This is a genomic window from Microbacterium gorillae (assembly GCF_000826185.2).
Lineage (GTDB): Bacteria > Actinomycetota > Actinomycetes > Actinomycetales > Microbacteriaceae > Microbacterium > Microbacterium gorillae.
In genome coordinates, this window is the sequence record NZ_LN648875.1 from 616,356 (window position 1) to 641,532 (window position 25,177).

Here is a 25,177-nt window from a genome sequence, read left to right on the forward strand (position 1 = left end):
CGGGCGCCGCGACGGCAGGCGCCACGGGCGCCGTCACCTCGGCCGCAGCGGCGGCGATGCCCTCGACCTCGCCGGCGGGTGGCCAGGGCTCGCCTCCGGAGACGCGGGGCAACCCGCGTCGGATGCTCGCGCCGTACGTCGCCATGTCAGTTCTTCCGAGCTTCGAGGGCCTCGATCAGCTGCGGCACCACGGTGAACAGGTCGCCGACGACGCCGAAGTCCGCCACGTCGAAGATGGGCGCGTCGCCGTCCTTGTTGATGGCGACGATGGTCTTCGCGGTCTGCATGCCCGCGCGGTGCTGGATGGCCCCGGAGATGCCGAGCGCGATGTACAGCTGCGGCGAGACCGACACGCCGGTCTGACCGACCTGGTGCGCGTAGGGGATGTAGCCGGCGTCGACGGCCGCGCGCGAAGCGCCGACCGCAGCGCCGAGGGCGTCAGCGAGCTGCTCGACGAGGACGAACTTCTCCTGCGAGCCGAGTCCTCGACCACCGGAGACCACCTTGGCCGCACCGCGCAGCTCCGGGCGCGAGGAGACGACGGTCTCCGCGTCGAAGGACGTGACGGTGGCGGCGGGTGCATCGGACGCCGTCACCGCGAGGGCCTCCTGAGCCACCGGTTGGGCGGCGGCTCGTGCGTCGACGGCGCCCTGGCGAACGGTGATCACGAGCGGACCGAACGTCGCTGCGGACGAGGACGTGTACGCCCCGCCGTAGACCGAGTGGTGGGCCACGACACCCTCCGCGTCACGCTCGACACCGACCGCGTCCACAGCGAGAGCCGAGCGGCTGCGGGCCGCGAAGCGTCCGGCCAGGTCACGGCCATCGGCGGAGTGCGAGATCAGCACGGCGTCCGGACGGACGACCTCCACAGCGGCGACGAGGGCGTCCACGGCGGGCGCGCTGAGGCGAGTGCCGTCACCCGCGTCCGCGACGAGCACGCGCGTCGCGCCGAGCTCGGCGGCGGCCGCGGCGAGGGCGTCACCCTGCGCCGCGGCGCCGAGGACGAGAGCGACGGGAGTGCCGGCCGCGGCGGCGGCGCCCAGCAGTCCGGCGGAGGAGGAAGCCAGTGCGCCGTCCGGAGTCGTCTCCAGAACGGTCAGGATGGCGTCAGCGGGGTAGTCAGTCATCGTCCTGTCCTCACACCAGTCGGTTCTGCACGAGGAACTCGGCGAGCTTCGTGCCCGCGTCGCCCTCATCGGTGATCTTCACGCCGGCCGCGCGCGGCGGCTTCTCGGCGACCGTGACCATGATCGCCCGCGGCGCGGCGGACGGGTCCGCACTGACGTCGAGATCGGCCAGGGAGACCTGCTCGAACGGCTTCTTCTTGGCCGCCATGATGCCCTTGAAGTTCGGGAATCGGGCGTCCGGAAGCGCCTCGGTGATCGAGATCACGGCGGGCAGCGACACGGACACCTGCTGGGTTCCCCCGTCGACCGGACGCGTACCGCTGACCGCGTCGCCGGTGATCTCGACGGCGGACAGGCCGGTGGCGCCCGGGACACCGAGCAGCTCGGCGATCATCGCCGGGATCACACCGCCGGAACCGTCGGTGGAAGAGTTGCCGGCGATGACGAGATCGAACCCGGCGCGGCGGACGGCCGCGGCGAGCACCTCGGCCGTGAGCGTGAGGTCAGCACCGATGAGGGCCTCGTCCACGACCTGCACCGCATCGGCGGCGCCCATCGCGAGACCCTTGCGGACGGTCGCCAGTGCGCTCTCCGGAGCCATCGAGAGGACGGTGACGTGGGTGTCGGCGTTCTTGTCGGCGTAGGACAGGGCGACTTCCAGCGCCCGCTCGCCGATCTCGTCCAGCACCGACTCGCTCGCTGCGCGATCCGCCAGGCCCGTCTCCAGGCTCAGCTTCCGATCGCCATAGGTGTCCGGCACCTCTTTCACCAGGACGATGATCTTCATCGACAACTCCTCCCGCTCGGCTTGATCCTAATTCGCCGCCCTCTGCCCAAGCGAATCGAGAGGGCTCGTGCGATGCTCTCCCACCTGTCGAATCGGGTCATGCGCACGTGACCGATCCGCTCGTGGGCGCCCGCGCGGCGGCGGGCCGTCCGGGATGGGACCGGTAGCGTGGGAGGGCAGGAGGACGACCCATGGCACAGAATCGCCCGCTTCCGGTGGACCCGATCGCCGAAGCCCGTCGGCAGTGGATCGCGCACGGCTGGGACAGCGCAGCCGGTGGCATGACCGCCGTCACCAGTGTCATGCGCGCGCACCAGCTCTGGCTCGCCCGTGTCGAGTCCGCACTGAAGCCGTTCGATCTGTCCTTCGCGCGCTACGAGATGCTGCGTCTGCTGGCCTTCACCCGCGAGGGGCGCATGCCGATGGCGAGCGCCACGGCCCGCCTGCAGGTGCATCCGACGAGCGTCACCAACACCGTCGACCGGCTCGCCAAGGCCGGACTCGTCGAACGCCACCCGCACCCGATCGACGGCCGAGCCGCGGTGCTCGTGCTGACGGAGGACGGTCGAGCGCGAGTGGACGAGGCCACCGCCGTCCTCAACGCCGTGTTCGCGGACGTCGGGCTGGACGCCGAGGACATCCAGAACCTCGTCGGCATCGTGGCGCGGCTGCGCAAGACCGCCGGCGACTTCCGCGATCCGGACCCCGTCCCAGACCCGCTCTGAGCACCGGAACGGGGCCATGTCTCAGCGGTTGCCGAACGCGGGCTGACGCTTCTCGCGGAAGGCGGCCATGCCCTCCTTCTGGTCCGGACCGTCAAAGAGCGCGGAGAACTGCGCGAACTCGTAGTCCAGGCCGGCGGACAGGGACATCTCCTGCGCGGCACGCACCGCGGCCTTCGCGGCGATGATCGCCGGCAACGACTTGGCGGCGATCGTCTCGGCGGTCTTCTGCGTCTCCGCCAAAAGTTCCGCGGCGGGCACGACCCGGGAGACCAGGCCACCCCGCTCGGCCTCGTCGGCACCGATGAGGCGCCCGGTGAGCACGAGCTCCGCAGCCTTGTACGGACCGATCGCGCGGGTCAACCGCTGTGTGCCGCCCATGCCCGGAATCACACCGAGGTTGACCTCGGGCTGACCGAACTTCGCGGTGTCGGAAGCCAGGATGACGTCACACATCATCGCGAGCTCGCATCCGCCGCCGAGCGCGAAACCGCTGACCGCGGCGATCACGGGCTTGCGGACCGCGACGAATCGACGCCACGCGCCGAAATGGTCACCCAGACGCATGTCCGCGCCGGAGAGGTCTTCCATCTCCTTGATGTCGGCTCCCGCGGCGAACGCTCGCTCCGAGCCGGTCACCACGATCGCTCCGATGTCCTCGGACGCGTCGAACGCCTCCGCCGCTTCGACCACCTCGTGCGCGATCTGCGAGTTCAGCGCGTTCAGCGCCTCGGGCCGGTTCAGCGTGATCCAGCCCACGCGGCCCTGGGTGGTGACCAGGATGGTCTCGAAGTCGGTCATGGCGTCCCTTCGGTCAGTCCGTCGCGACGCTCGCGACGCGGATGCTCTCGATGATCCCGGAGAAGTCGCGGGTCGCGCCAGCACCGGCCGCGTACGCGGCGTAGATCTCCTGTGCGTGGCGGCCGAGCGCGGCCTCGACGCCGGTGTCCTCGATGGCGTGCAGCGCGAGTCCGAGGTCCTTCGCCATCAGCGCGCCGGAGAACCCGGGGCGGTACTCGTTGTTCGCCGGACTCGTCGGCACCGGCCCGGGCACCGGACAGTTCGTGGTGAGCGCCCAGCACTGACCGGACGCGTGCGCGGCGACGTCGAACAGCGCGTCGTGGGTGAGACCCAAACGCTCCCCCAGCACGAAGGCCTCCGCGACGGCGATCTGCGAGATCCCGAGGATCATGTTGTTGCAGACCTTCGCGGCCTGACCGAGACCGGGCCCACCGCAGTGCACGACGCGTGCGCCCATCACCTCGAGCAGCGGACGTGCCGTCTCCACGTCGGCGTCGGCGCCGCCGACCATGAACGCGAGCGTGCCGTTCTCCGCGCCGACCACGCCACCGGACACCGGGGCGTCCAGGCACCGCTGACCGGCGTTCGCGGCGAGCTCGTGGGCTTCCCGTGCCTCCGCGACGGAGATCGTCGAGCACTCCAGGAACAGCGCACCCGAGGGCGCCTCATCCAGCAGGCCGCCGTCGCCCTCCGCGCCGGCGAAGGCCGCGATGACGTGCGCACCACTCGGGAACATCGTGATCACGACCTCGGCGTCGGTCACGCACGCGGTCGCGCTCTCACGCGTCGGCAGGCCCGCCTCGGCGGCCGCCGCCATGGCCGCCGGCATCACGTCGAAGCCCGCCACCTCGTGGCCGGCGGCGGCGAGGTTTCGCGCCATCGGCAGTCCCATGTGTCCCAGTCCGAGGAACGCCACTCTGGTCATCGTCGACCTCCCAGTACGTCGCGTCCGATGATGACGCGCATGATCTCGTTCGTGCCCTCCAGGATCTGGTGCACGCGGAGGTCGCGGACGACCTTCTCGATGCCGTAGTCCTGCAGGTATCCGTATCCACCGTGCAGCTGCAGCGCCTCGTTGGCAATACGGAATCCGGCATCCGTCGCGAACCGCTTGGCCATCGCGCAGCGCTGGGCCACGTCCGCGGCGGCGCCATCGATCGCCTCAGCGGCGTCCTGCACCAGCAGACGGGACGCCCGCAGGTCGGTCGCCATGTCGGCGACGGCGAACTGCACCGTCGGCTGCTCCGACAGCGGCGTGCCGAACGTGAAGCGCTCGTGGACGTACTGCACGGCCCGATCCAGCGCCCACTGGGCGCCGCCGAGCGAGCAGGCCGCGATGTTCACCCGCCCACCGTTGAGCGCCTTCATCGCGATCTTGAATCCGCCACCGAGCTCACCGAGCAGGTTCGCCGCGGGCACGCGGACCTCGTCGAGGATCACCTGTCGCGTCGGCTGCGCGCGCCAGCCCATCTTCTTCTCGTGCGGACCGAAGGACAGACCGTCCGCGTCTCCGGGGACGATGAACGCCGAGATGCCGCGTGAGCCCGGGTCCCCCGTGCGGGCCATCACGACGTACACGCCCGAGGTCCCGGCGCCGGAGATGAACTGCTTGACGCCGGTGAGCACGTAGTCCTCGCCGTCCCGGATCGCGCTCGTGGTGATGGCGGCGGCGTCCGAGCCGGCACCGGGCTCCGTCAGGCAGTAGGAACCGAGCTCCACCATCGCCGTCAGATCCGGCAACCAGCGGTGACGCTGCTCGTCGGTGCCGTAGGAGTCGATCATCCATCCGACCATGTTGTGGATGGACACGTAGGCGGCGATCGTCGGATCGGCGTACGCGAGCGCCTCGAAGATGCGGGCCGCGGCGAGCCGGCTGAGGCCGGTGCCGCCGACGTCCTCGGACACGTAGATGCCGCCGAGGCCGAGCTCTCCGGCGCGGTGCAGCGTGTCGACGGGGAACTCGCCGGTCTCGTCGCGTGCGATGGCGAACGGTGCGAGTTCGTGCGCGGCGAACTCCTGGACGGCCTCGAGGATCGCCTCCAGCTCGTCATCGGTCGTGGTGGTGACGGTACTCATGCTGTTCTCACTTCATCGTCGGCATCACGAAGCTGGCACCCTCGCGGATCCCCGAGGGCCAGCGGCTCGTGACGGTCTTTGTCTTCGTGTAGAAGCGGAAGGCGTCCGGACCGTGCTGGTTCAGGTCACCGAAGACCGACTTCTTCCAGCCGCCGAACGTGTGATAGGCGATCGGCACCGGGATCGGCACGTTGACGCCGATCATCCCGACCTGGACGCGGTGGACGAAGTCCCGCGCGGTGTCGCCGTCCCGGGTGAAGATGGCCACGCCGTTGCCGTACTCGTGGTCGGTCGCCATCGCGAGCGCCTCCTCGTAGTCGTCCGCCCGGGCGATCACGAGCACCGGACCGAAGACCTCCTCGCGATAGATCGCCATGTCGGTGGTGACGTGATCGAACAGGGTCGGGCCGAGGTAGAAGCCGTTCTCGTGGCCGGGGACGACGAGGCCGCGCCCGTCCGCGAGCATCTCCGCGCCGCTGTCCACCGCACCGGCGATGTAGTCGGTCACGCGGTTCACGGCGTCACGAGTGATGAGCGGGCCGTAGTCCACGCCCTCGTCCAGTGAGGCACCGACGTTCAGGTGCTGCACGCGCTCGGCGAGCTTGGCAGCGAGCGCGTCGCCGGTCTCCTTGCCCACCGGGACCGCCACCGAGATGGCCATGCAGCGCTCGCCGGCTGAGCCGTAGCCCGCCCCGATCAGCGCGTCCGCGGCCTGATCGAGGTCCGCATCCGGCATCACGATCATGTGGTTCTTGGCGCCGCCGAAGCACTGCGCACGCTTTCCCTCCGCAGCGGCGGTGGCGTAGATGTACTGCGCGATCGGGGTGGAACCGACGAAACCGACGGCCTGGATCGTGTCGTCGTGCAGGATCGCGTCGACCGCCTCCTTGTCGCCGTTGATGACGTTCAGGACACCCTCCGGCAGCCCGGCCTCCAGGAACAGTTCCGCCAGCCGCAGCGGGACCGAGGGGTCACGCTCACTGGGCTTGAGAATGAACGCATTGCCGCACGCGAGGGCGGGCCCGGCCTGCCAGAGCGGAATCATGGCCGGGAAGTTGAACGGCGTGATGCCCGCGACGACGCCCAGGGGCTGACGCAGGGAGTAGACGTCGATACCGGTTCCGGCGCTCGTGGAGTACTCGCCCTTGAGCAGGTGCGGAGCGGCGACGGAGAATTCGACGACCTCGATCCCGCGCTGGATGTCGCCCTTCGCGTCCTCGACCGTCTTGCCGTGCTCGCTGGAGAGCAGTCGCGCGAGGTAGTCGGTGTCCTTCGCGACGAGGTCGATGAACCGTGTGAGCACGCGACCACGCTTCTGCGGGTTGGTCTCGGCCCACCCAACCTGCGCGGCGGCGGCGTTCGCGATGGCGGCGCGCACCTCGTCGGTGGAAGCCAGCGGAACGCGAGCCTGCACCTCGCCGGTTGACGGATCGAACACGTCACTGAAGCGTCCGGAGGTCCCCGTGATGTGCTTTCCGCCCACGAAGTGGGTGAGTTCCCGAGTCATCGTTCCCATTCCTCTCGTGCCCTCGTCGGCACCTCGGACAGAATACATGGACGTCCTAGTAATTCCTAGGGCGTTCAGCAACTTTTCGGCGCGGTCCACCGATTGCTCGGCAGTGTCCCGGAACGGCTGTCGGGAGTCCGTCACCTGTCCCCGGACGGCACCGGTTTCTCCTCGCGGACGCCCGCTGTTCACCGCCGCGCCACCTCCGGCCGCGAGCGTGGGCCGGGGCGTGAGTTCCACGCCCACCGACTCGAGATGGGAATCCCCTCGCATGCCTTCGCACCTCCTCCGTGCGGGCACGGGAGCCCTGGCCGCCATCGCGGCCGTGTGCGCTCTGGCCCTCGCCCCGACCCCCGCCACGGCGGCCGTCGTCGCCGAACCGGTGACCTACAGCGCCGACGACGCCGCACTGTCACTGACTCCGCTCGGCACGTTCGAGACGGGCGTGTTCGACGCGTCCGCCGCCGAGATCGTGGCCGCCCACGGCGACCGGCTGTTCGTCGTGAACGCGCAGGCCGGTTCGGTCAGCGTCCTGGACGCGAAAGTCGTGTCCGGCACGCGCGAGCTCTACACGATCGCCTCGGAGGGCACCGCGAACTCCGTCGCCGTCCGCTCCGACGGGCTCGGTGTCGTCGCGATCGAGGCAGCGGACAAGGTCTCCCCCGGCCACCTGGTGTTCTTCGACGCCAACGCGGACGCGGCCACGGTGCTCGGCACCGTCGAGGTGGGCGCGCTGCCGGACATGGTGGCGATCTCCGCGGACGGCACCTACGCCGTGGTCGCGAACGAGGGCGAGCCCGCGGACGACTTCTCCTCCGACCCGGAGGGGTCGGTCGGCGTCGTGTCGTTGCCGACCGACCTCGCCGCTCCCGTGCAGGCCGATGTCCGGACCGCGGACTTCCACGCCTACGAAGACGGTGCGCTGCCGGCGGAGGTCCGGGTGTTCGGACCCACTCCGCACGGCGACGATCACCCGGTCTCGCGCAACCTGGAGCCGGAGTACGTCGCGATCGACGGCACCACGGCATATGTCGCGCTGCAGGAGGCCAACGCCTACGCCACCGTTGATCTCGCGGCCGCGACCGTGACCGATATCCGCTCCTTCGGGTACAAGGACCACGGGGTGGCCGGTCAGGGCCTGGACCCGTCGGACAAGGACGGCGCCTTCGAGATCCGCACGTTCCCCGGACTGCACGGCGCCTACATGCCGGACGGCATCGCCTCCTACCGGGCGAACGACACGACGTACCTGGTCACCGCGAACGAGGGCGACGCCCGGGAGTGGGGTGATTACGTCGAGCCGTCGCGGGTGAAGGACCTGGCGGAGGACGGCTACGGTCCGGTGTGCCCGGACAGCCCGCTGGCCGACCTGACCGGCGACGCGGATCTCGGCCGCCTCAACGTCACACGCGAACTGGGTTTCAACGACGCTGCGGGTTGCTACGACAGCCTCTACGCGTTCGGCGGTCGGTCGTTCTCGATCTGGACCACGGACGGGACGCAGGTGTTCGACTCCGGCGACGCGTTCGAGTCCATCACGGCCGCGGCGATCCCGGAGTACGTCAATTCCAACCACACGGAGGCGAACCTCGAGGGCCGCAGCGATGACAAGGGCCCGGAACCGGAGAACCTCGTCATCGGCGAGGTCGGCGGACGCACGTACGCGTTCGTGGGGCTCGAGCGCGTCGGTGGAGTGATGGTCTACGACATCACGGACCCGGCACACGCCGCATTCGTCACGTACGTCAACAACCGTGACTTCGCCGCCGATGCGGAGACGAACCTGTCCGGGGCCGGCGACCTCGGTCCGGAGGGGCTGGCGTTCCTTCCGGCCGAGGTTTCCCCGACCGGAATGCCCGCGCTCGCCGTCGGCAACGAGGTCTCCGGGACGACGACCCTGTTCGGCATCGAGGACCTCAACGCCCCCACCGAGATCCAGGTGCTGACGATCAACGACTTCCACGGTCGGATCGAGCAGAGCCTCGGCAGCGGTGAGGCCGGCGCCGCGGTGCTGGCGGGCGCCGTGGACGCCTTCCAGGCCGAGAATCCCAACACGGTTCTCGTCTCGGCGGGCGACAACATCGGCGCGTCCACGTTCACGTCCTTCATCAGCCAGGACGACCCCACGATCGACGCGCTGAGCGCGGCCGGGCTGACCGTGAGCGCGGTCGGCAACCATGAGTTCGATCGGGGCTTCGCGGACCTCCGTGACCGCGTCCTGCCGCGGTACGGAGATGCACGCTTCGGCCTCGGCGCCAACGTGTACGAGCGGGGCACGACCGACCCGGCCCTGTCCGCGTACGACGTGCAGACGATCGACGGGGTCCGTGTGGCGTTCATCGGGACGGTCACCCCGAGCACGGCCACGATGGTCTCACCGGACGGTGTCGCCGAGCTGGCCTTCGGTGACCAGTTGGAGGCGGCGAACCGCGTCGCCCAGGAGATCGTCTCCGCGGATGCCGCGGACGTCATCGTCCTGCTCGCGCACGACGGCAATGCGACGCCGGACTGCGCAGCCCTCCGCACCGAGCAGACCGATTTCGGCAAGCTGGTGCGCGACGCCAGCGCCGACATCGACGCGATCGTGTCAGGTCACACCCACCAGCCCTACGCCTGCGAGATCGCCGGTCCCGGTGGCGAGCGACCGGTGATCCAGGCGCACCAGTACGGCACCACCCTCGGCAAGCTCGACATCGCGGTGGATCCGTCCACCAAGGATCTCGTCTCGATCGCGGGATCGCTGGTTCCCCTGGTCGTCGACGGTGCTCCGGCGTACGACGCCGACCCGACGGTGCAGGCGATCGTGGACGAGGCGGCGAAGACGGCTGAGGCGGAGGGCGCGGCGCCCGTCGGCACGATCAGCGCGGACATCCTGCGCGGTGGTGAGGCGGGATCGGACCGCGGCGTGGAGTCCACGCTCGGCAATCTCGTCGCCGACCAGTACCTCTGGGCCACCTCGAACGATTCCTACGCGGGAACCCCCGCCCAGATCGGCCTGATGAACCCGGGCGGCCTGCGCGATGACCTGCGCCACGTCGGTGACGGCACCGTGACCTACCGGGACGTCGCGAACGTGCAGCCGTTCGCGAACACCCTGGTCACGCTCTCGCTCACCGGCGCGCAGCTGAAGACGATCCTCGAGCAGCAGTGGCAGCCGGACGGCTCGTCCCGACCCAAGCTGCACCTCGGCATCTCGGACGGGTTCCACTACACCTACCTGCCCGACGCCGACCGCGGTTCGCACGTCACCTCCATGCAGTTGCGCGGAACGGAGATTGAACCGACCGACACGTTCACGGTCGTGACGAACTCCTTCCTCGCCGCCGGGGGTGACGACTTCACCACCTTCGCGGAGGGTGCGAACCGGACCGACTCGGGTCAGGTCGACCTCGCCGCGACGGTGGACTACTTCGCCGCGCACTCCGTCGTCGAGCCGGCGCCGCTCGGACGCGCCGAGGTGGACGAGGGCACCCGACCGACCCCGACCCCGACCCCGACCGAGAGCCCGTGGGCCACGGTCGATGTCGGCACCGGGAGGGTCGCGCAGGGCGAGAAGCTCGCCGTGACGGTGTCCGGGTTGACGGAGGGTGACCGCATCACCGCCGTGCTGCACAGCGACCCGATCGACGCCGGGACGCTTCCGGTCGCGAGCGCGGACGGGACCGTGTCGTTCGCGATCGCGATTCCGAACGACTTCGCGATCGGGGAACACACGCTCGTGGTCTCGGCCGAAGGACGCCCGGACCTGCGCACGACCGTCACGGTGACGGCGGCGGGTGGCTCGCTGCCGACCACAGGGGCCGAGGTGCCATGGGGAATCGCCCTCGGGGCATCGTTCCTCCTCGCGGCCGGACTCGCTCTGGCCATGCTCCGCCGGCGCACGCGCTGAGCGGAACGGTGTCCCGGTGCCCGTGGGCGCCGGGACACCGCCGTGTGATCCGCCGGCTCGCGAGCCGGTCTCGAGGTGTCCCTCGGCTGCGGCGACCGCAACTGGATCGGAACGGCGTCAGGCCTCGACGATGTCGAAGATCCAGTCCTCGATTCCCAGGAAGCCGGACGGGTCGAGACGATGCAGCAGCGCGCGCTCGGCCGCGGTGACCGCGACGAGCGACGCGGCGCCGAGGATCTTCAGGTGGCGGGACGTGGCGAACCGCGTGAGACCGACCGCATCCGCCAGCGCCGTGATGGACAGTCCCTCCGGGTGCGTCTGCTGCGCCGCGCGCAAGTGACGCACGATCGCCACCCGGTCGGCATTGGCGAGGGCCGCGAACACCCCCGCGATCCCGGTGACCGCCACCTCATCGTGGTCAGCGTGCTGGAACATGGGTCCGCCTCAGTCCACTCGCCGCAGGAGCGCCGCGAGCGCCTGCCCGCCGCCGATGCACATCGTGACCACGGCGTACTCGAGATCACGGCGATGCAGGTCCATCGCCGCGCGGAGGGTGAGGATCGCCCCGGTCGCGCCGACCGGGTGACCGAGCGCGATGGCCCCGCCATAGGGGTTGACCTTCGCGGGGTCGAGCCCGCCGTCCCGGATCACCGCGACGGCCTGGGACGCGAATGCCTCGTTCAGCTCGAAGACGTCGACATCGGCGGGGGTCAACCCGGTCTGGTCCCACAATCGCTGCAGCGCGACGACGGGCGCGTAACCCATGATCTCCGGCTCCAGTGCGGCCGTGGCGACCGCCTCCAGCGTCGCGAGTCCCCGCGTGCCGCGCTCCGCGGCATCGGACTGGCGCATCAGCACCATCGCGGCCGCACCGTCGTTGATCCCGGACGAATTGCCCGCGGTGACCGAGCCGCCCTCGGCGAACGCCGCACGCAGCCCCGCCAGTACCTCCACCGTGGTGTCGGGCTTGGGATGCTCGTCGACGCTCACCTCGACGGGCTTGCGACCGCCGGAGGACACCGGCACGATCTCCTCCGCGAACGCCGCCTGGGCGGCAGATGACGCCGCCCGGCGCTGGCTCTCCACCGCGAACTCGTCCTGCTCCACGCGCGAGATGCCGTAGCGCTGCGCGACGGTCTCCGCGGTGACCCCCATGTGCTTGTTCGAGAACGGATCGGTGAGGATCGCCAGCGTCCCGTCGAGCTGTTTTCGGTCCCCGAGGCGCGCGTTCCCCCGGGCGTTGAAGTCCAGGAACGGCGTTCGCGACATGGACTCGTCACCACCGGCGAGCACGGCGTCCACGCCACCCCACAGCAGCTCCTGCGCCCCGGACCAGACCGCCTGCAGCCCGGATCCGCACAGACGGTTGACGTTGAAGGCCGGAACGCTCGCCGCGAGGCCCGCCGCGAGGGCCACGCGGCGGGCGTTGTACGCGTCCGGACCGACCTGCGAGATGCAGCCGAACACCGCCTCGCCGATCTCCTCAGCGGCGACACCGGTTCGAGCCAGTGCCGCACGGCTCGCGGCGGCGCCCAGCTCGTGCGCCGGAACATCCTTCAGAGAACTGCCGAACGAGCCGATCGGGGTGCGCGCACCGCCGAGGATGACGACCTTCTCGGCGGCCATGTCAGCCCTCCTCGGCAGGACGCTCCGCAGCGGCCTTCTCGGCCTCGGTGGCGACGTAGCCGTCGATGTGCCGCTCGTCCGGTCCGACGTACTCCGACAGCGGGCGGATCAGGGCGTTCGATGCGGTCTGCTCGGCGATGTGCGCGGTCCAGCCGGTCACGCGCGAGGCGATGAACAACGGCGTGAAGGTGAGCGTGTCGAAGCCGATCAGGTTGTACGCGGGACCCGACGGGTAGTCCAGGTTCGGGTAGATGCCCTTGCGGCTGACGAACTCGTTCTCCAGCGTGGTGTACAGATCCAGGACGTCCGGGCGGTCGTAGTGCTCGATCAACGTGTCCAGCGCGGCCTTCATCGTCGGCACACGCGAGTCACCGCGCTTGTAGACGCGGTGGCCGAAGCCCATGATCTTGCGCTTGGAAGCGAGGGCCGTGTCCAGCCACGGCTTGACGTTCTCCGCCGTGCCGATCTCGTCGAAGATGTGCAGCACGGCCTCGTTCGCACCGCCGTGCAGCGGGCCCTTGAGCGCACCGATCGCGCCGACGACGGCGGAGTAGAGGTCCGACAGGGTCGAGGTGATCACACGTGCGGTGAAGGTCGAGGCGTTGAAGGAGTGCTCGGCGTACAGGGTCATGGAGCGGTTGAACGCATCCACGACGACTTCGTCGGATTCCTCGCCGAACGTCATCCAGAGGAAGTTCGCGGCGTAGTCCAGGTCATCGCGCGGCGCGACGAGCTCCTGGCCACGACGACGGCGCTGGCCGTAGGCGACGATGGCGGGCAGCGCCGCCCAGAGGCGGACGCTGCGCTCCAGGTTCTCCTCCGGAGAGCCGGCGGCGTCCAGCACCGAACCGGACCCGGACGTGTCGGACGCACCGATCACGCTGACCGCGGTGCGGACCTCGTCCATCGGGTGCGCCTCCAGCGGGAGAAGATCGATCGCGGCCTTGACGTTGTCCGCGAGCGCGCGGTGCGCGCGCTCGGTGGCACGCAGCTCGGCGAGCTGGTCGTCGGTGGGCAGGTCGCCGTTCCAGAGCAGGTAGGCGACGGCCTCGAACGGCTGCGTCGCCGCCAGCTCCTGCACCGGGTAGCCGCGGTATAGCAGGCTGTTCGTCTCCGGGTTGACCTTGGAAACGCTCGTGACGTCGACGACGACGCCCGCGAGGCCCTTCTTGATGTCCGTATCCGTCATGTCATGCTCCTTCGCAGATGTGGGTCAATACTTTCGCGAAACACCCGTGCACGTCCGAGACACCGCGCGCTGCAGGGTGTCTCGGACGTGCTTGGGTGTCTCGCGCATGAGGGTGGGGGTCAGCGGGCGATCGTGAAGTTGAAGACGCCGCTGTCGAAGTGGTTGTACGCCTCGTAGTCGATCAGTTCGTAGAGGTCGGCACGGTGCTGCATCTCGTCCAGCTTGTCGCGCAGGTGCCCCTTCTGCTCGATCTCGTCCAGCGCGCGGCCCGTCGCACCCATCGCGATGCGCAGCATCGACACCGGCCAGATGACGATGTTGATGCCCACCGAGGACAACTGCTCGACGGAGAACAGCTCGCTCTTGCCGAACTCGGTCATGTTCGCCAGCACGGGGACGTCCACGGCGGCGCGGATCGCGGCGAACTCCTCAAGGGTCCGCATGGCCTCCGGGAAGATCGCGTCGGCACCGGCGTCCACGAGGGCCTTCGCGCGGTCCACCGCGGCGTCGAGGCCGTCGACGGCACGAACGTCCGTGCGCGCCATGATGAGGAAGTTGTCGTCCCGTCGAGCGTCTGCGGCGGCGCGGACGCGCTTGAGCGCGGTCGCCTCATCCACGACGGCCTTGCCGTCCAGGTGTCCGCAGCGCTTCGGGTTGACCTGGTCCTCGATGTGCAGGCCGGCAAGACCCGCGTCCTCGAGCTCCTGGACCGTGCGGGCCACGTTCATCGGCTCACCGAAGCCGGTGTCGGCGTCGATGAGGGCGGGAAGCTCGGTCATCCGCGCGATCTGCTTGCCGCGACCGGCGACCTCGGTGAGCGTGGTCAGTCCGATGTCCGGCAGGCCGAGGTCCGCGGACAGCACGGCGCCGGAGATGTAGACGCCCTCGAAGCCCTTCTGCTCGATCAGTCGAGCCGACAGGGGGTTGAAGGCACCGGGAAAGCGGAGCAGCTCGCCGGTGGCGAGACGCTCGCGGAAGAGGCGGCGCTTCTCGGCGGCCGTCGTCTGTGCGTACAGCATGGGATCCTCCGGATCGGGTCGGATCGTGCCCCGCGTCCCGACGGACGCGGGGCACGGGTGTCAGAACAGGCCGCGCGGTGACGGGGCGGAATCCAGCACGCCCGGCTTCGCGACGATGGAGAGCTCACGGACCTCGTCCGCGGTCAGCTCGGGCAGGCGCTGGACGAGCTCGAGGAAGCGCTCGATCTCGGCCGGCTCCAGGACGGGCTCGGCGAGCAGGCGGAACTTGTTGATGTAGTTCTCGCGAGCGAACGGACGAGCACCGAGCGGGTGCGCGTCGGCCACCGCGATCTCCTCGGTGATGAGGGTGCCATCGGTCAGGGTGATCTCGGCGCGGCCGCCGAAGGCCTTCTCGTTCGGGTCCTCGGAGTGGTAGCGGCGCGTCCACTCGGCGTCCTCGGCCGTGGTGATCTTGTGCCACAGCTCGACGGTGTCCGCCCGTCCCGCACGCTCCGGTGCGTAGGAGTCCACGTGGTGCCAGGCGCCGTCCTGCAGCGCGACCGCGAAGATGAACGGGATCGAGTGGTCCAGCGTCTCGCGGCTGGCCGTCGGGTCGTACTTCTGCGGGTCGTTCGCCCCGGAACCGATCACGTAGTGCGTGTGGTGGCTGGTGTGCAGCACGATCGAGGCGATGTTGGCCGGGTCGCGCAGCTCCGGACGGTCGTTGCCGAGCTTGCGGGCGAGGTCGATCCACGCCTGCGCCTGGTACTCCGCGGAGTGCTCCTTGGTGTAGGTGTCCAGGATGCCGCGCTTGGCCTCACCGGCGGCGGGCAGCGGAACCTCGTAGGCCGCGTCCGGACCGTCCAGCATCCAGGCGATCACGCCGTCTTCGCCTTCGTAGATCGGGCTCGGGCTGGTCTCGCCGCGCATCGCGCGGTCCACGGCCTCGACGGCCATCTTGCCGGCGAACGCCGGAGCGTGCGCCTTCCAGGACGAGATCTCGCCCTTGCGCGACTGACGCGTCGCCGTGGTGGTGTGCAGCGCCTGCGAGACGGCCTGGTAGATCGTCGCCGTGTCGAGCCCGAGCAGCGTGCCGATGCCGGCCGCGGCGGACGGGCCGAGGTGAGCGACGTGGTCGATCTTGTGCTTGTGCAGGCTGATCGCGCGGACCAGGTCGACCTGGATCTCGTAGCCGGTCGCGATGCCGCGCACCAGCGCCGCGCCGTCCTTGCCCACGTGCTGCGCGACGGCGAGGATCGGCGGGATGTTGTCACCCGGGTGCGAGTACTCCGCTGCGAGGAACGTGTCGTGGTAGTCCAACTCGCGGACGGCCACACCGTTGGCCCACGCCGCCCACTCCGGGCTGGTGCGGTCCTGCAGCACGCAACCGAAGATGGTGGACCCCTCGCCGCCACGGGAGACGGGGTGATCCAGCGCCTGAGCGCGGGCGGCGGAAACCGGCTTGCGGGTCAGCGACGCCGCAGCGACCGAGGCGTTGTCGATGATGCGGTTGATGATCATGTCGACGACGGCGGGCTCGACGGCGACCTCGTCGGTCGCGACTGCGGCGATCTTCCAGGCGAGCTGGTCCTCGCGCGGGAGCGCCTCGGCGCTCTTGTACACGCGGACGTGGTGGTTGACGGTCATGAGTGTCCTTCCGGAAGAGAGGCCAGGATGTTGGTCAAGGCGTTGTGCAGGTGCACGTGGGTGGCGTGGGCGGCCAGCTCCGGCTCGCCCGCGGCGATCGCGGTCGCGATCAGCCGATGTTCGTCGACGGAGGCCCGCAGGCGCGTCTGGTTCTCACGGGACAGCCGCCGAACCCGAACCAGGTGGGTGCGCACGGTCCGCAGTGCCGACGTGAGGTAGTCATTGCGGACGGCGTCGTCCACGGTCTGGTCGAAGCGCGCGATCAGGCCGGCGTAGGCGTCGCGCGTCGCTTCGCGGTCGAGGTGGACGTCGGCGAACTCGGCGGCGAGCTGGGTGAACAGCGAGCGATCGCCGCGCTCGGCGGCCAGGCGCGCGGCGGTCTCCTCCAGCGCGCGGCGCACTTCGAACAGCTCGCGGATGTCGTCGCGGTCGATGTCGGTGACGACGGTGACGCGCGGGGAAGCCTGGGCGACGAGCCCGTCGGCGGCCAGACGCCCGATGGCCTCGCGCAGCGGCGTGCGGCTCACCCCGAGACGGGCGGCTTGCTCAACCTCAGCGAGCACCGTTCCGGGACCGAGATCGCCGGCCTGGATCTCCTCCAAGAGCGTTTCGTACGCGCGGTCACTGGCTCTCATCGCCACCTCCTCGTCCGGACAGTGTATACACAGATCGACTCAATGTGCCACCATTCCGGCTAACGTGGCCTTTGTGCATACATAAATTCCGGACGAGGGTTCCGAGCGAAGGATGCGCGAAGATGGACTCACACGGCCGTTCGGGGGATCGGGGAGAGCACGGTGAGGACCGCGTCCGCGCGCAGGAGAGCGCGCCGCAGTGCACTGCCGCTGACCGTATTGACCGCCGTGCTCACGATGCTCGCCGGCGGCCTCACCGGACTCGCCGCCGCCCACGCCGTTCCCGCTGCAGCAGCCCCGTCCGCTCTCGTCGCGCCTCCTCCCCCGCCACCGATCCTCTCCGATTCCCAGCGCCTGGTCGTGGCATCCGGCGATCCGACCGGCTGCGCCGTGGACTTCACCGGCGACGGCATCAGCGAGCCCCCACGTGTGGAGCGGATCGGTCAGCGCTACGAGCGTCTGCCCATTCCCCGCGCTGAGGGGCGGGTGTTCGCGGGCTGGTACGCGGACGCGGCATCCGCGCAGGCACGAGACGGCGCCGGGCGAATCAACGGCGCCGACACCGTGACGTGCGATGCCCGGCGGGAGCGGACCCTGCATGCGGCGTGGATGACGCCCTCCGAGAACGCGGCCGCGGCCACCGCCGTCCCGATCCTGATGTACCACCAGTTCACCGACAAGCCGGACGGCGAGCCCGGCTGGCTGAAGCTGAACTTCTACGGCATCAGCGACTGGCGCGCGGACATGGAGTACATCGCGGACGGCGGGTTCTACCTGCCGACGTGGGACGAGCTGGAGGCGTTCATCGACGGCGCGCTCTACCTCCCACCCCGCTCCGTGATCGTCACCGATGACGACGCCGACAGCACGTGGCTGCAGATGGCGGTTCCGGTCGCCACGCAGAACCACGTCTTGACGACGTCGTTCGTCATCACGTCCGCACGTCAGGCCCCGACACCGTCGATCTGGGTGCAGCAGCGCTCCCATACGCACGACATGCACACCGCCGGCGCGAACGGCCGCGGCCGGATGGTGAACTGGACGGTCGAGCAGATCGCCGCCGACCTGGACACCAGCGCGAAGATCCTCGGCGCGAAGGAGGTCATCGCGTACCCGTACGGGCACTACGACGACCGCTCCAAGCAGGGCGTCGCCGCGGCGGGATTCGATCTGGCGGTGACGACCGAGCACGGCTACGTGCGGATCGGCAGCGACAAACTCGCCCTCCCCCGCGTCCGGATGAACTTCGGGATGACCGTCGACGACCTCGCGAGTCTGATCGGCTGACGCGTACGCTCGAGCGGGTGAGCACGCCGAGCCGATCCGAACTGGCCGCTTCCTTCGCCGCGACCGGCGAGGCCTATGACCGCTACCGGCCGGGGTTCCCGGACGCGGCGGTGGACCTGTTCGCCGACGACGACGTCCACGCCGCCCTCGATCTCGGCGCGGGTACCGGCAAGCTCACCGAGCGTCTGCAGGGACGCGTGGCGGAGCTCACCGCCGTCGAGCCGGCCGAGTCGATGCTCGCCGTCCTGCGGCGCAAGCTTCCGAATGTGACGGCGCTCCTCGGCACCGCGGAGGACATCCCTGTGGCGGACGCGTCACAGGACCTGGTCGCCGTGGCGCAGGCATTCCACTGGTTCGACACGGAACGGGCCGCTGCGGAGATCGCGCGCGTCCTGCGCCCCGGCGGAGTCCTGGCACTGCTGTGGAACTGGCCCGACCCGCACTGCGCGTGGGAAACCGCCGCCGGCGCCATCGCGCATCCGGCGTCCGCGGCGGCGCGTGCCGAGGAAGATCCCGACGAGGTGCCAGCACAGGCTGATCTGCCCGGATTCACGACCGTCGGCGCGCATCTCGTGCCATGGCCGGAGCGCATCAGCCGGACGGATTACATCGAGCGCTGGGCGACCGTGAGCAGCTTCCTGGCCGCGGCACCGGACGCGCGCGCCGAGATGCTCGCCGCCGTGGAGCGCATCCTGGACGAGGATCCGGACACCACCGGACGCACCGAACTGGATCTTCCGCAGCGCACGTTGGTCCTCCTCTACCGTCGCCCGTGAGTCTGCACTCGGGGAAATTCATAGACTTCGCAGTATTCACAAATTCGTGAAACAGGCGTAGCGTCTGCGGCCATGACAACGGTGATTCTCACCTCCGACCTGCGCAAGGCGTACGGTCGCGTGCACGCTCTCGATGGCCTGAACCTCGATGTGCAATCCGGTCAGGTCCACGGCTTCCTCGGCCCGAACGGTGCCGGGAAGTCCACGGCGATCCGCATCCTGCTCGGCCTTGCCCGCGCGTCCTCCGGAACGGTCCGCCTGCTCGACGGCGACCCCTGGCGCGACGCCGTCGCACTGCATCGGCGGATCGCGTACGTCCCCGGCGACGTCAGTGTGTGGCCCAACCTGTCCGGGGGCGAGGCGGTCGATCTGCTCGCGCGGCTGCGCGGCGCGAACACCCGGTCGGGCACCTACCGGGTGGAGCGCGACCGGCTCATGACCGAGTTCCAGTTCGAACCTCGCACCAAGGGCCGGGCGTACTCGAAGGGCAACCGGCAGAAGATCGCACTGATCGCGGCCTTCGCGGTGCCGGCCGAGCTGTATCTGCTGGATGAACCGACCAGCGGACTCGACCCGCTGATGGAGGTGGTCTTCCAGCGCGAGGTCGCCCGCGTCCACCGGGACGGCGCGACAGTGCTCCTCAGCAGTCACATCCTCTCCGAGGTGGAGCGGTTGTGCGACCGCGTCAGTATCATCCGCGCCGGTCGTGTCGTGGAATCCGGAACCCTCGCCGAGCTCCGCCACCTCACCCGTACCGAGGTCTCCTTCGACGCGGACGCACCGCTGGAGCTCGTCGGGGCTCACGATGCCACCTTCGCGGACGGACGAGCGACGTTCACGGTCGACAGCGACCGCATGCCCGCGGTGCTGCCCGAGCTCGGGCACATGAACGTACAGGGCCTGCGCGTGAACCCCCCGTCGCTGGAGGACCTGTTCCTGAAGCACTACGGTGACGACGTCGCGGCCGCGCGGCGGTCGCGGGGCGAATGATGCGCGCCGTCATCGCGCTGTGGCGCGTCATGGTGCGGCGTGACGCACTGCAGCTGACTCTGTGGATCCTCGGCAACGCCCTCATGGCCCTGGTCGCGATCGGCGGTGTGAATCAGTCCTACGGCACGCTCGATCAACGCCGGGAGCTGCTCGCGACGGTCATGGCCAACCCGGTCATCCTGCTGTTCCGCGGACTCCCGTCCGGACCCGACCACGCCCCGTTCGTCCTGTTCCTGATCCTGCCGTTCTTGGTCATGATCGCGGCATTCATGAGCTCGTTCCTCGCCGTCCGGCACACGCGCGCCGACGAGGAGGAGGGGCGGACCGAGCTCATCGGCGCCACGCCGGCGGCTCGGGGGTCCGCGTTCACCGCAACGGTGCTGCACGGCGTCGTCGCGAACCTGCTCACCGCGGTGATGATCGCCCTCGCGTTCATCGTCGGCGGTCTCCCGGTCGGTGGATCGTTCGTCGCGGGCGCGGCCGTGGGAGCGGCCGGACTCAGTTTCCTCGCGATCGCGTTGCTCGGGGCTCAGCTGTTCTCGACCTCCCGTGGCGCGAACACCTTCGGCGTCGCGATGATCATGATCACCTTCCTCATGTGCGGGTTCGGCAACGCATCCGGCACGCCCTCCGCCGATCTCACCCGGATGACCAGCGGCCCGCTCGCGTGGTTCAGCCCGTTCGGCTGGGCGGAGAACACGCGCCCCTTCGCGGACGATGACGTACGGCCGATCCTGCTCTGCGTCGGCTTCGCGATCGTGGTGGGAGCGGTGTCCGCGGTTCTGCTGCACGCGCGCGACGTGGGCGCGTCGTTCGTGCCCGGACGCCGCGGTCCGCAGCGGGCATCGTGGGCGCTGCGGGGTCCGACCAGCATGGTCTGGCGGTTCGTGCGCTCCGGCGTGCTGTGGTGGGCCGTCGGTTCGTTCTTCACCGGCGCCCTCGCGACCGGACTGGCGTCGGTGGTCGGCACCGCCGCGAAGGACAACGCCGCGCTGGCGAAGGTCCTGACCTCCCTGACCCAGGGAGGCAGCCTCGTCGCCGGCACCGTGACGATCTTCATGACCATGGTCGGCGTACTGGCGTCCTGCGCCGTCGTGCAGGTCATGGTGCGCGCCCGGCAGGAGGAGGCGCGGGGATCGGTGGAACCGGTCTGGGCCGCGCCGGTCGGACGACAGCGGTGGTTGCTCGGCTACGTGATCAACGCCGCGGTGACCATCGTCATCGTCTGCCTGGCCGCCGTTCTCGGGGCGGCGGCAGGCCTGGCCAAGAGCGGCCCGGACGCCGAGGCGATGCGGGACGCGTGGATCGTCGTCGGCGGGCAGGCCGCCGCAGCCGGCGTTTTCATCGTGGTGGCGGCGCTGCTGGTGATCCTGCTGCCGCGGGCGAGTGTGGCGGTGTCGTGGGCGCTCGTCCTGGTCGCGGTCGTGGTCGGCTTCTTCGGTCCGATCTTCGGCCTTCCGCAGGGCTTCGCGCACGTGTCGCCGATCGCGGACGCTCCCACGATCGGCGCGTCCGGCACCGATCTGCGCGGGCTCTGGTGGTTGCTCGCCGTGATCGTCGTCGGCGTCGCCGCATCGCTGGTGCTCGTGCGTCGTCGCCCCCTGGTTCCGGCGGGATGATGCGATCGGCCGGGGACGGATCACGACATCGCAACGGTCTCGCCGCATCGGTCCCCGGAGCCGCCGGTGTGCATGGCGCACGGTAGCCTGGAGCAAGACGGAGACGCCCCGTTCCCGGACCCCGTCGGCACCCTCCTCCGGTGCCGAGCGGATGCTGTGCGGCGTGCTTCCGACACACGGAAGGCGGTGGCTCGTGCCCCAGGACTCGCACCGACCGAACGCACGGCAGCAGCGCCGCCCGGCGACCAGCCGGGACGGCAGCCGTCCCGTCGTTCTCCCCTCGCTGGCGCCGACGGACCAACCGGAGCGTCTCCTCGCCGAAGCGTTCGAGAGCGGGAACGCCGTGTTCTCCGTCTCCGGTGTCTCCGGCTCAGGCAAGAGCGTCCTGGGTCGCCAGATTCTCGCGCAGAGTCGCCGTCCCGGTCCGGTCCGGTGGCGAGCGGTGTCCGTCGCGGCTGACGAGTTCCGCCACCGCACGCCGTACGCCGTCGCCGATCAGCTGATCCGCGACGCGGCGCCGGCGAGGCGGCGAGCGGGAGCGACCGAGCGGCCCGAAGCGTCGCCCGCCGCCTCCCTGCTGAGCGTCGCGGACCGCCTCCTGACCGCACTGATGCGCGGGGTGTCCACGCGCCGCCGGCTCCTGCTGATGATCGATGACGTGCAGTGGGCGGATGACGATTCCATCCGCGCGCTCCGCGTCGTGGTCGGCCGCCTCCCTGCGGAGATGGCGTGCGTCGTCCTCATCGGACGTGACCCGCGGACGCGCGCGATCGCCGAATCGCTGCTGCCGACCGGTGGCGCACAATCCCTCAGCAGTCGGCCGATCACCGTCGACTCGCTGGATGTCGACGGTGTGCGCGGGTACATGTCCGCGGTGCACGGCATCGAGGTGTCGCGAGACCTCGCCGAGCGCGTCCGGCGAGCGTCCGGCGGCCTCCCCCTGCTGATCGACCAGGTCGCGCTGACCATGGCGGAGGCCGTCGCGACCCGCGCCGCCCAGGCGCCGGGCACGCGAGCACGCTTCGACGAAGATCTCACCGACGCCCTGGAATCGGGGAACTTCACCCCGGTGAATCCGTTCGCCGGGCTCGGCGCCGAGCTGCCGGACGGCGTCCGCGCGGCGATGGAGGTGGCGGCGACGCTGCATTCCCCGCTGCGCGAGGCGGACTTCGTCCGGATCGGAGAACTCCTCGCCGAACCCGTCGATGTCCGCGGCGCGCTCGCGACCGGTCTGCTGGTCCGACGCCCGGCGACGGCACCGCAGGGAGCACCGGAGCTCGCGGTGTTCCATGACCTGTACGGCGCCGATGTCGCCGATCATCTGTACGGCGGACGTCGCGCCGCGATCCTGAACGCCGGGGCGCAGGCCGTGCCCGGAGGGGATTCGACCACGCGTCACCGCGCGCTGCTCTGGCGACTGGACGCCGCGATCGTGCAGGGGACACCGCTCGCGGGCGACCTGTTCGCCGACGTGCGCACCGCCGTCGCGGAGAACACCCGGGCCCGCAACGTCGAGCACGTCTTCGATGCCATGCAACGCGGGATCGAGCTGGCCGGCCGGCACGATCCGGCCCTGTCCGACGAGCTCGTGGTCGCGCTCTACGCGCTCTCCACCGCCCTGTCCTGCCTCCCCCGGATGATCGAGTGGATCCCGCGACTGACGGAGATGCCCCGCAGCGACCTGCGGGACCTCGCGCTGCTGCACGTCCGCGAGTTCCGCGGGGACTACGACTGGGCGGATGCGTTCGGTGCCGATCTCCTGCGAAACCTGCCGAGACTCCCGGAAGACGTCACCGACCTCGCCCCCGCGCCGGGCATGCTCGCCGCCGGAGAGCTGTCCGGCCTCATCGTGCGCATGCACACCTCGCTGATCCTCGGCCTGCTCGCACCGCAGGCCCGACCCGGGGACTTCGGCTTGGAGCACTTCGACGAGGCCCGGACGGTCGCGTCCTGGCTGATCGCCGTGCAGCAGCGCGAGCCGGAGCTGTGGGATGCGGCGAGCGAGCGGCTCGATCCGCGCTTCCGGTGGCTGCCCACGGCCCACGACGTCCAGCTGCGTGCGATCGGGATGTCCCTGTTCGGAGTCAGTTCGGTCGGTCCGGCCGAGCGCGTTCAGGCCGAGGTGGCCGCGCTCAGCCACGCCATCGCGACGGCACCCGATCAGACCCCCACCCTGTCCGACGCGCGCCTCATCCGCGCCGGCATCTTCTCCACCATCGGCTACATCCGCATGGCCGCCGCGGACCTCGACGTGTGCATGCGGATGCTCCGCGACGGCACGGCCGGGTGGGGCACCGGCACCGCGCGCACGATGCACATGCACGCGCAGTACCTGCTCGGCGACATCGCCGAGGTCGAGGACACCGCCGACGAGGCGGCCGCCGTCATCCTGGACGACATGGACGCCGTCGGGCGGCCGGGGTACTTCGCCCTGCGAGCGGTGCTCGCCGCCGGTGCCGGCGACGTGGACGGCTGGCGGGCGAGCATGACCGCCGCAGCCCAGGTGACGTCGACGAGCTACGACGCGATCGGTGCGGAGTACGAACTGCTGGCGCACATCGCGCTGGCGCGCGCGGAGCGCGACCCTGCCGCGCAGCTGGCCGCCTTCGCCCCGGACGGCCTCCTCGCCGGCCGCCTGCTGCGGAACCAGAACCTGTACGCCTACCGGGTCGACGCTCTCGCGACCCTCGGCCGTGCGGACGAAGCCCAGCTCGAGCTCGACCGGTTGCGGGCGCTACCGGCCCCGGGATTCCAACCCGTCTACGGGTCGATCGCCTGGCTCACCGGCCGCGTGCACGAAGCGCACGGTCGGTTCCCGGAAGCGATCAGCTCCTATCGGGCCGGCGCGGACCCGACGTCGGGGGAGGAACTTCCCGGCGTTCTCGCTCAGGCGTCCTTCGATGCCGGACGGTTGATGCTGCAGGTCGGGTCGGGGGTGTCCGGAGCCCGCCGGTATCTCCGCGCCGCGCGTCGCGGATTCGCGGCGCTCCGCCTGATTCCGGCCGCGGCGGAGGCGACCGCCCTCCTGGACGCGGCGCAGCTCGGGGCTCCGCTCGGCCGGGCGTCGATCCTCGGGCCGGATGACGCCGCCCTCACTCCGCACGGCATGGTGACCCTGAGCGCTCTCACCCCCCGGGAGCGCGAGATCGCGGTGCTGGCCGCTCAGGGACTGACCAATGCGGCGATCGGCGAGAACCTGCACATCGGCGCGAAGACCGTCGCGGTGCATATGGGGAAGGTGCTGGCGAAGTTGGAGATGAATTCGCGCCGACAGCTGCGCACCGTGCTGGATTCCGCGGGCTCGGCAACGGTTCCCGCCGAGCGCGACGAGAACGCGTGGGCCACGCTCAGCCCGCGCGAACGCGAGGTCGCCGGACTCCTCACGCGGGAGTTCACGGACGCGGAGATCGCCGATGCGCTGGGCATCAGCGCTCGCACGGTGGGTGCGCACGTCGGGGTGGTGCTCGGCAAGCTCGCACTGAGCTCGCGACGCGAGCTGTGGACCGCGTGATCCTCTGCGTTCCCGATCAGGGAGCT

At 70.2% G+C, this 25,177-nt stretch carries 19 protein-coding genes; 7 read left to right on the forward strand and 12 right to left on the reverse strand.

Features of this window, described 5'->3' with window-relative positions; all coding sequences use genetic code 11:
• Nucleotides 1-146: 146 nt before the first annotated feature.
• A complete protein-coding gene (locus BN1193_RS12405; RefSeq protein ID WP_040167044.1) occupies nt 147-1,130 on the reverse strand; it encodes an electron transfer flavoprotein subunit alpha/FixB family protein in 984 nt (327 codons plus the stop codon).
• 10 nt (nt 1,131-1,140) lie between these two features.
• Nucleotides 1,141-1,917: an electron transfer flavoprotein subunit beta/FixA family protein gene (locus BN1193_RS12410; protein ID WP_040167046.1), complete on the reverse strand. Its 777-nt coding sequence runs from the start codon at nt 1,915-1,917 to the stop codon at nt 1,141-1,143.
• A gap of 191 nt (nt 1,918-2,108) precedes the next feature.
• Between BN1193_RS12410 and BN1193_RS12415 the strand changes: the two genes are divergently transcribed.
• Entirely contained in the window at nt 2,109-2,642 is a 534-nt protein-coding gene (locus tag BN1193_RS12415) for a MarR family winged helix-turn-helix transcriptional regulator (protein WP_040167048.1), read from the forward strand.
• Between the two features lie 21 nt (nt 2,643-2,663).
• Here the strand turns inward: BN1193_RS12415 and BN1193_RS12420 are convergent, their stop codons facing one another.
• Genes BN1193_RS12420 through BN1193_RS12435 form a run of 4 tightly spaced genes read right to left on the reverse strand, consistent with a single transcriptional unit; the run spans nt 2,664 to nt 7,023 of the window.
• Nucleotides 2,664-3,440, reverse strand: a complete 777-nt coding sequence (locus BN1193_RS12420) for an enoyl-CoA hydratase-related protein (RefSeq protein ID WP_040167050.1) — start codon at nt 3,438-3,440, stop codon at nt 2,664-2,666.
• A gap of 13 nt (nt 3,441-3,453) precedes the next feature.
• Complete coding sequence (gene mmsB / locus BN1193_RS12425; protein WP_040167052.1) at nt 3,454-4,365, reverse strand: 3-hydroxyisobutyrate dehydrogenase; 912 nt, start codon at nt 4,363-4,365, stop codon at nt 3,454-3,456.
• Nucleotides 4,362-5,516 (reverse strand): acyl-CoA dehydrogenase family protein, encoded by a 1,155-nt coding sequence (locus BN1193_RS12430; RefSeq protein ID WP_040167053.1) that lies wholly within the window; start codon nt 5,514-5,516, stop codon nt 4,362-4,364. The genes mmsB and BN1193_RS12430 overlap by 4 nt, the downstream gene beginning before the upstream one ends.
• 7 nt (nt 5,517-5,523) lie before the next feature.
• Nucleotides 5,524-7,023 carry a CoA-acylating methylmalonate-semialdehyde dehydrogenase gene (locus BN1193_RS12435; protein WP_040168267.1) on the reverse strand — a complete coding sequence of 500 codons (1,500 nt, stop codon included), beginning with the start codon at nt 7,021-7,023 and terminating at the stop codon, nt 5,524-5,526.
• Between the two features lie 271 nt (nt 7,024-7,294).
• Between BN1193_RS12435 and BN1193_RS12440 the strand changes: the two genes are divergently transcribed.
• Complete coding sequence (locus BN1193_RS12440) at nt 7,295-10,912, forward strand: choice-of-anchor I family protein (RefSeq protein ID WP_052460741.1); 3,618 nt, start codon at nt 7,295-7,297, stop codon at nt 10,910-10,912.
• A gap of 117 nt (nt 10,913-11,029) precedes the next feature.
• On the opposite strand, the gene BN1193_RS12445 is transcribed toward BN1193_RS12440, so the two are convergent.
• The 6 genes from BN1193_RS12445 to BN1193_RS12470 form a co-directional block, all read right to left on the reverse strand.
• Entirely contained in the window at nt 11,030-11,347 is a 318-nt protein-coding gene (locus BN1193_RS12445) for an ArsR/SmtB family transcription factor (protein WP_040167055.1), read from the reverse strand.
• Nucleotides 11,348-11,356: 9 nt separating this feature from the next.
• The gene (locus BN1193_RS12450; RefSeq protein WP_040167056.1) at nt 11,357-12,538 is read right to left on the reverse strand and encodes a thiolase family protein; all 1,182 of its coding nucleotides are present in this window, start codon (nt 12,536-12,538) and stop codon (nt 11,357-11,359) included.
• Nucleotide 12,539: 1 nt separating this feature from the next.
• Nucleotides 12,540-13,727, reverse strand: a complete 1,188-nt coding sequence (locus BN1193_RS12455; RefSeq protein ID WP_040167058.1) for a bifunctional 2-methylcitrate synthase/citrate synthase — start codon at nt 13,725-13,727, stop codon at nt 12,540-12,542.
• A gap of 119 nt (nt 13,728-13,846) precedes the next feature.
• Nucleotides 13,847-14,746 (reverse strand): methylisocitrate lyase, encoded by a 900-nt coding sequence (gene prpB, locus BN1193_RS12460; RefSeq protein ID WP_040167060.1) that lies wholly within the window; start codon nt 14,744-14,746, stop codon nt 13,847-13,849.
• A gap of 60 nt (nt 14,747-14,806) precedes the next feature.
• Nucleotides 14,807-16,333 carry an MmgE/PrpD family protein gene (locus BN1193_RS12465; RefSeq protein ID WP_040167061.1) on the reverse strand — a complete coding sequence of 509 codons (1,527 nt, stop codon included), beginning with the start codon at nt 16,331-16,333 and terminating at the stop codon, nt 14,807-14,809.
• Nucleotides 16,330-16,968 (reverse strand): GntR family transcriptional regulator, encoded by a 639-nt coding sequence (locus BN1193_RS12470; protein ID WP_040167063.1) that lies wholly within the window; start codon nt 16,966-16,968, stop codon nt 16,330-16,332. Before BN1193_RS12470 ends, BN1193_RS12465 begins: the two co-directional genes overlap by 4 nt.
• A gap of 228 nt (nt 16,969-17,196) precedes the next feature.
• On the opposite strand from BN1193_RS12470, the gene BN1193_RS12475 reads away from it, so the two are divergent.
• The 5 genes from BN1193_RS12475 to BN1193_RS12495 all read left to right on the forward strand — a co-directional run bounded on the left by BN1193_RS12475 (nt 17,197) and on the right by BN1193_RS12495 (nt 25,151).
• Nucleotides 17,197-18,255, forward strand: coding sequence for a polysaccharide deacetylase family protein (locus BN1193_RS12475; RefSeq protein ID WP_230206558.1), 1,059 nt, complete (start codon nt 17,197-17,199; stop codon nt 18,253-18,255).
• Between the two features lie 17 nt (nt 18,256-18,272).
• Nucleotides 18,273-19,031 (forward strand): class I SAM-dependent methyltransferase, encoded by a 759-nt coding sequence (locus tag BN1193_RS12480; protein ID WP_040167067.1) that lies wholly within the window; start codon nt 18,273-18,275, stop codon nt 19,029-19,031.
• Between the two features lie 72 nt (nt 19,032-19,103).
• Nucleotides 19,104-20,021: an ABC transporter ATP-binding protein gene (locus tag BN1193_RS12485; protein WP_195907859.1), complete on the forward strand. Its 918-nt coding sequence runs from the start codon at nt 19,104-19,106 to the stop codon at nt 20,019-20,021.
• Nucleotides 20,021-21,640, forward strand: coding sequence for an ABC transporter permease (locus BN1193_RS12490; RefSeq protein ID WP_040167072.1), 1,620 nt, complete (start codon nt 20,021-20,023; stop codon nt 21,638-21,640). The genes BN1193_RS12485 and BN1193_RS12490 overlap by 1 nt, the downstream gene beginning before the upstream one ends.
• A gap of 193 nt (nt 21,641-21,833) precedes the next feature.
• On the forward strand, nt 21,834-25,151 hold the full coding sequence (locus BN1193_RS12495; protein ID WP_040167073.1) for a helix-turn-helix transcriptional regulator: 3,318 nt from the start codon (nt 21,834-21,836) through the stop codon (nt 25,149-25,151).
• The last annotated feature ends 26 nt before the right edge of the window (nt 25,152-25,177 follow it).

Bases quoted from the DNA above. Each gene is read 5' to 3' on its own strand.
- BN1193_RS12405 (WP_040167044.1), bottom strand. From the start codon at position 1,130: ATGACTGACTACCCCGCTGACGCCATCCTGACCGTTCTGGAGACGACT.
- BN1193_RS12410 (WP_040167046.1), bottom strand. From the start codon at position 1,917: ATGAAGATCATCGTCCTGGTGAAAGAGGTGCCGGACACCTATGGCGAT.
- BN1193_RS12415 (WP_040167048.1), top strand. From the start codon at position 2,109: ATGGCACAGAATCGCCCGCTTCCGGTGGACCCGATCGCCGAAGCCCGT.
- BN1193_RS12420 (WP_040167050.1), bottom strand. From the start codon at position 3,440: ATGACCGACTTCGAGACCATCCTGGTCACCACCCAGGGCCGCGTGGGC.
- mmsB (WP_040167052.1), bottom strand. From the start codon at position 4,365: ATGACCAGAGTGGCGTTCCTCGGACTGGGACACATGGGACTGCCGATG.
- BN1193_RS12430 (WP_040167053.1), bottom strand. From the start codon at position 5,516: ATGAGTACCGTCACCACCACGACCGATGACGAGCTGGAGGCGATCCTC.
- BN1193_RS12435 (WP_040168267.1), bottom strand. From the start codon at position 7,023: ATGACTCGGGAACTCACCCACTTCGTGGGCGGAAAGCACATCACGGGG.
- BN1193_RS12440 (WP_052460741.1), top strand. From the start codon at position 7,295: ATGCCTTCGCACCTCCTCCGTGCGGGCACGGGAGCCCTGGCCGCCATC.
- BN1193_RS12445 (WP_040167055.1), bottom strand. From the start codon at position 11,347: ATGTTCCAGCACGCTGACCACGATGAGGTGGCGGTCACCGGGATCGCG.
- BN1193_RS12450 (WP_040167056.1), bottom strand. From the start codon at position 12,538: ATGGCCGCCGAGAAGGTCGTCATCCTCGGCGGTGCGCGCACCCCGATC.
- BN1193_RS12455 (WP_040167058.1), bottom strand. From the start codon at position 13,727: ATGACGGATACGGACATCAAGAAGGGCCTCGCGGGCGTCGTCGTCGAC.
- prpB (WP_040167060.1), bottom strand. From the start codon at position 14,746: ATGCTGTACGCACAGACGACGGCCGCCGAGAAGCGCCGCCTCTTCCGC.
- BN1193_RS12465 (WP_040167061.1), bottom strand. From the start codon at position 16,333: ATGACCGTCAACCACCACGTCCGCGTGTACAAGAGCGCCGAGGCGCTC.
- BN1193_RS12470 (WP_040167063.1), bottom strand. From the start codon at position 16,968: ATGAGAGCCAGTGACCGCGCGTACGAAACGCTCTTGGAGGAGATCCAG.
- BN1193_RS12485 (WP_195907859.1), top strand. From the start codon at position 19,104: ATGACAACGGTGATTCTCACCTCCGACCTGCGCAAGGCGTACGGTCGC.
- BN1193_RS12490 (WP_040167072.1), top strand. From the start codon at position 20,021: ATGCGCGCCGTCATCGCGCTGTGGCGCGTCATGGTGCGGCGTGACGCA.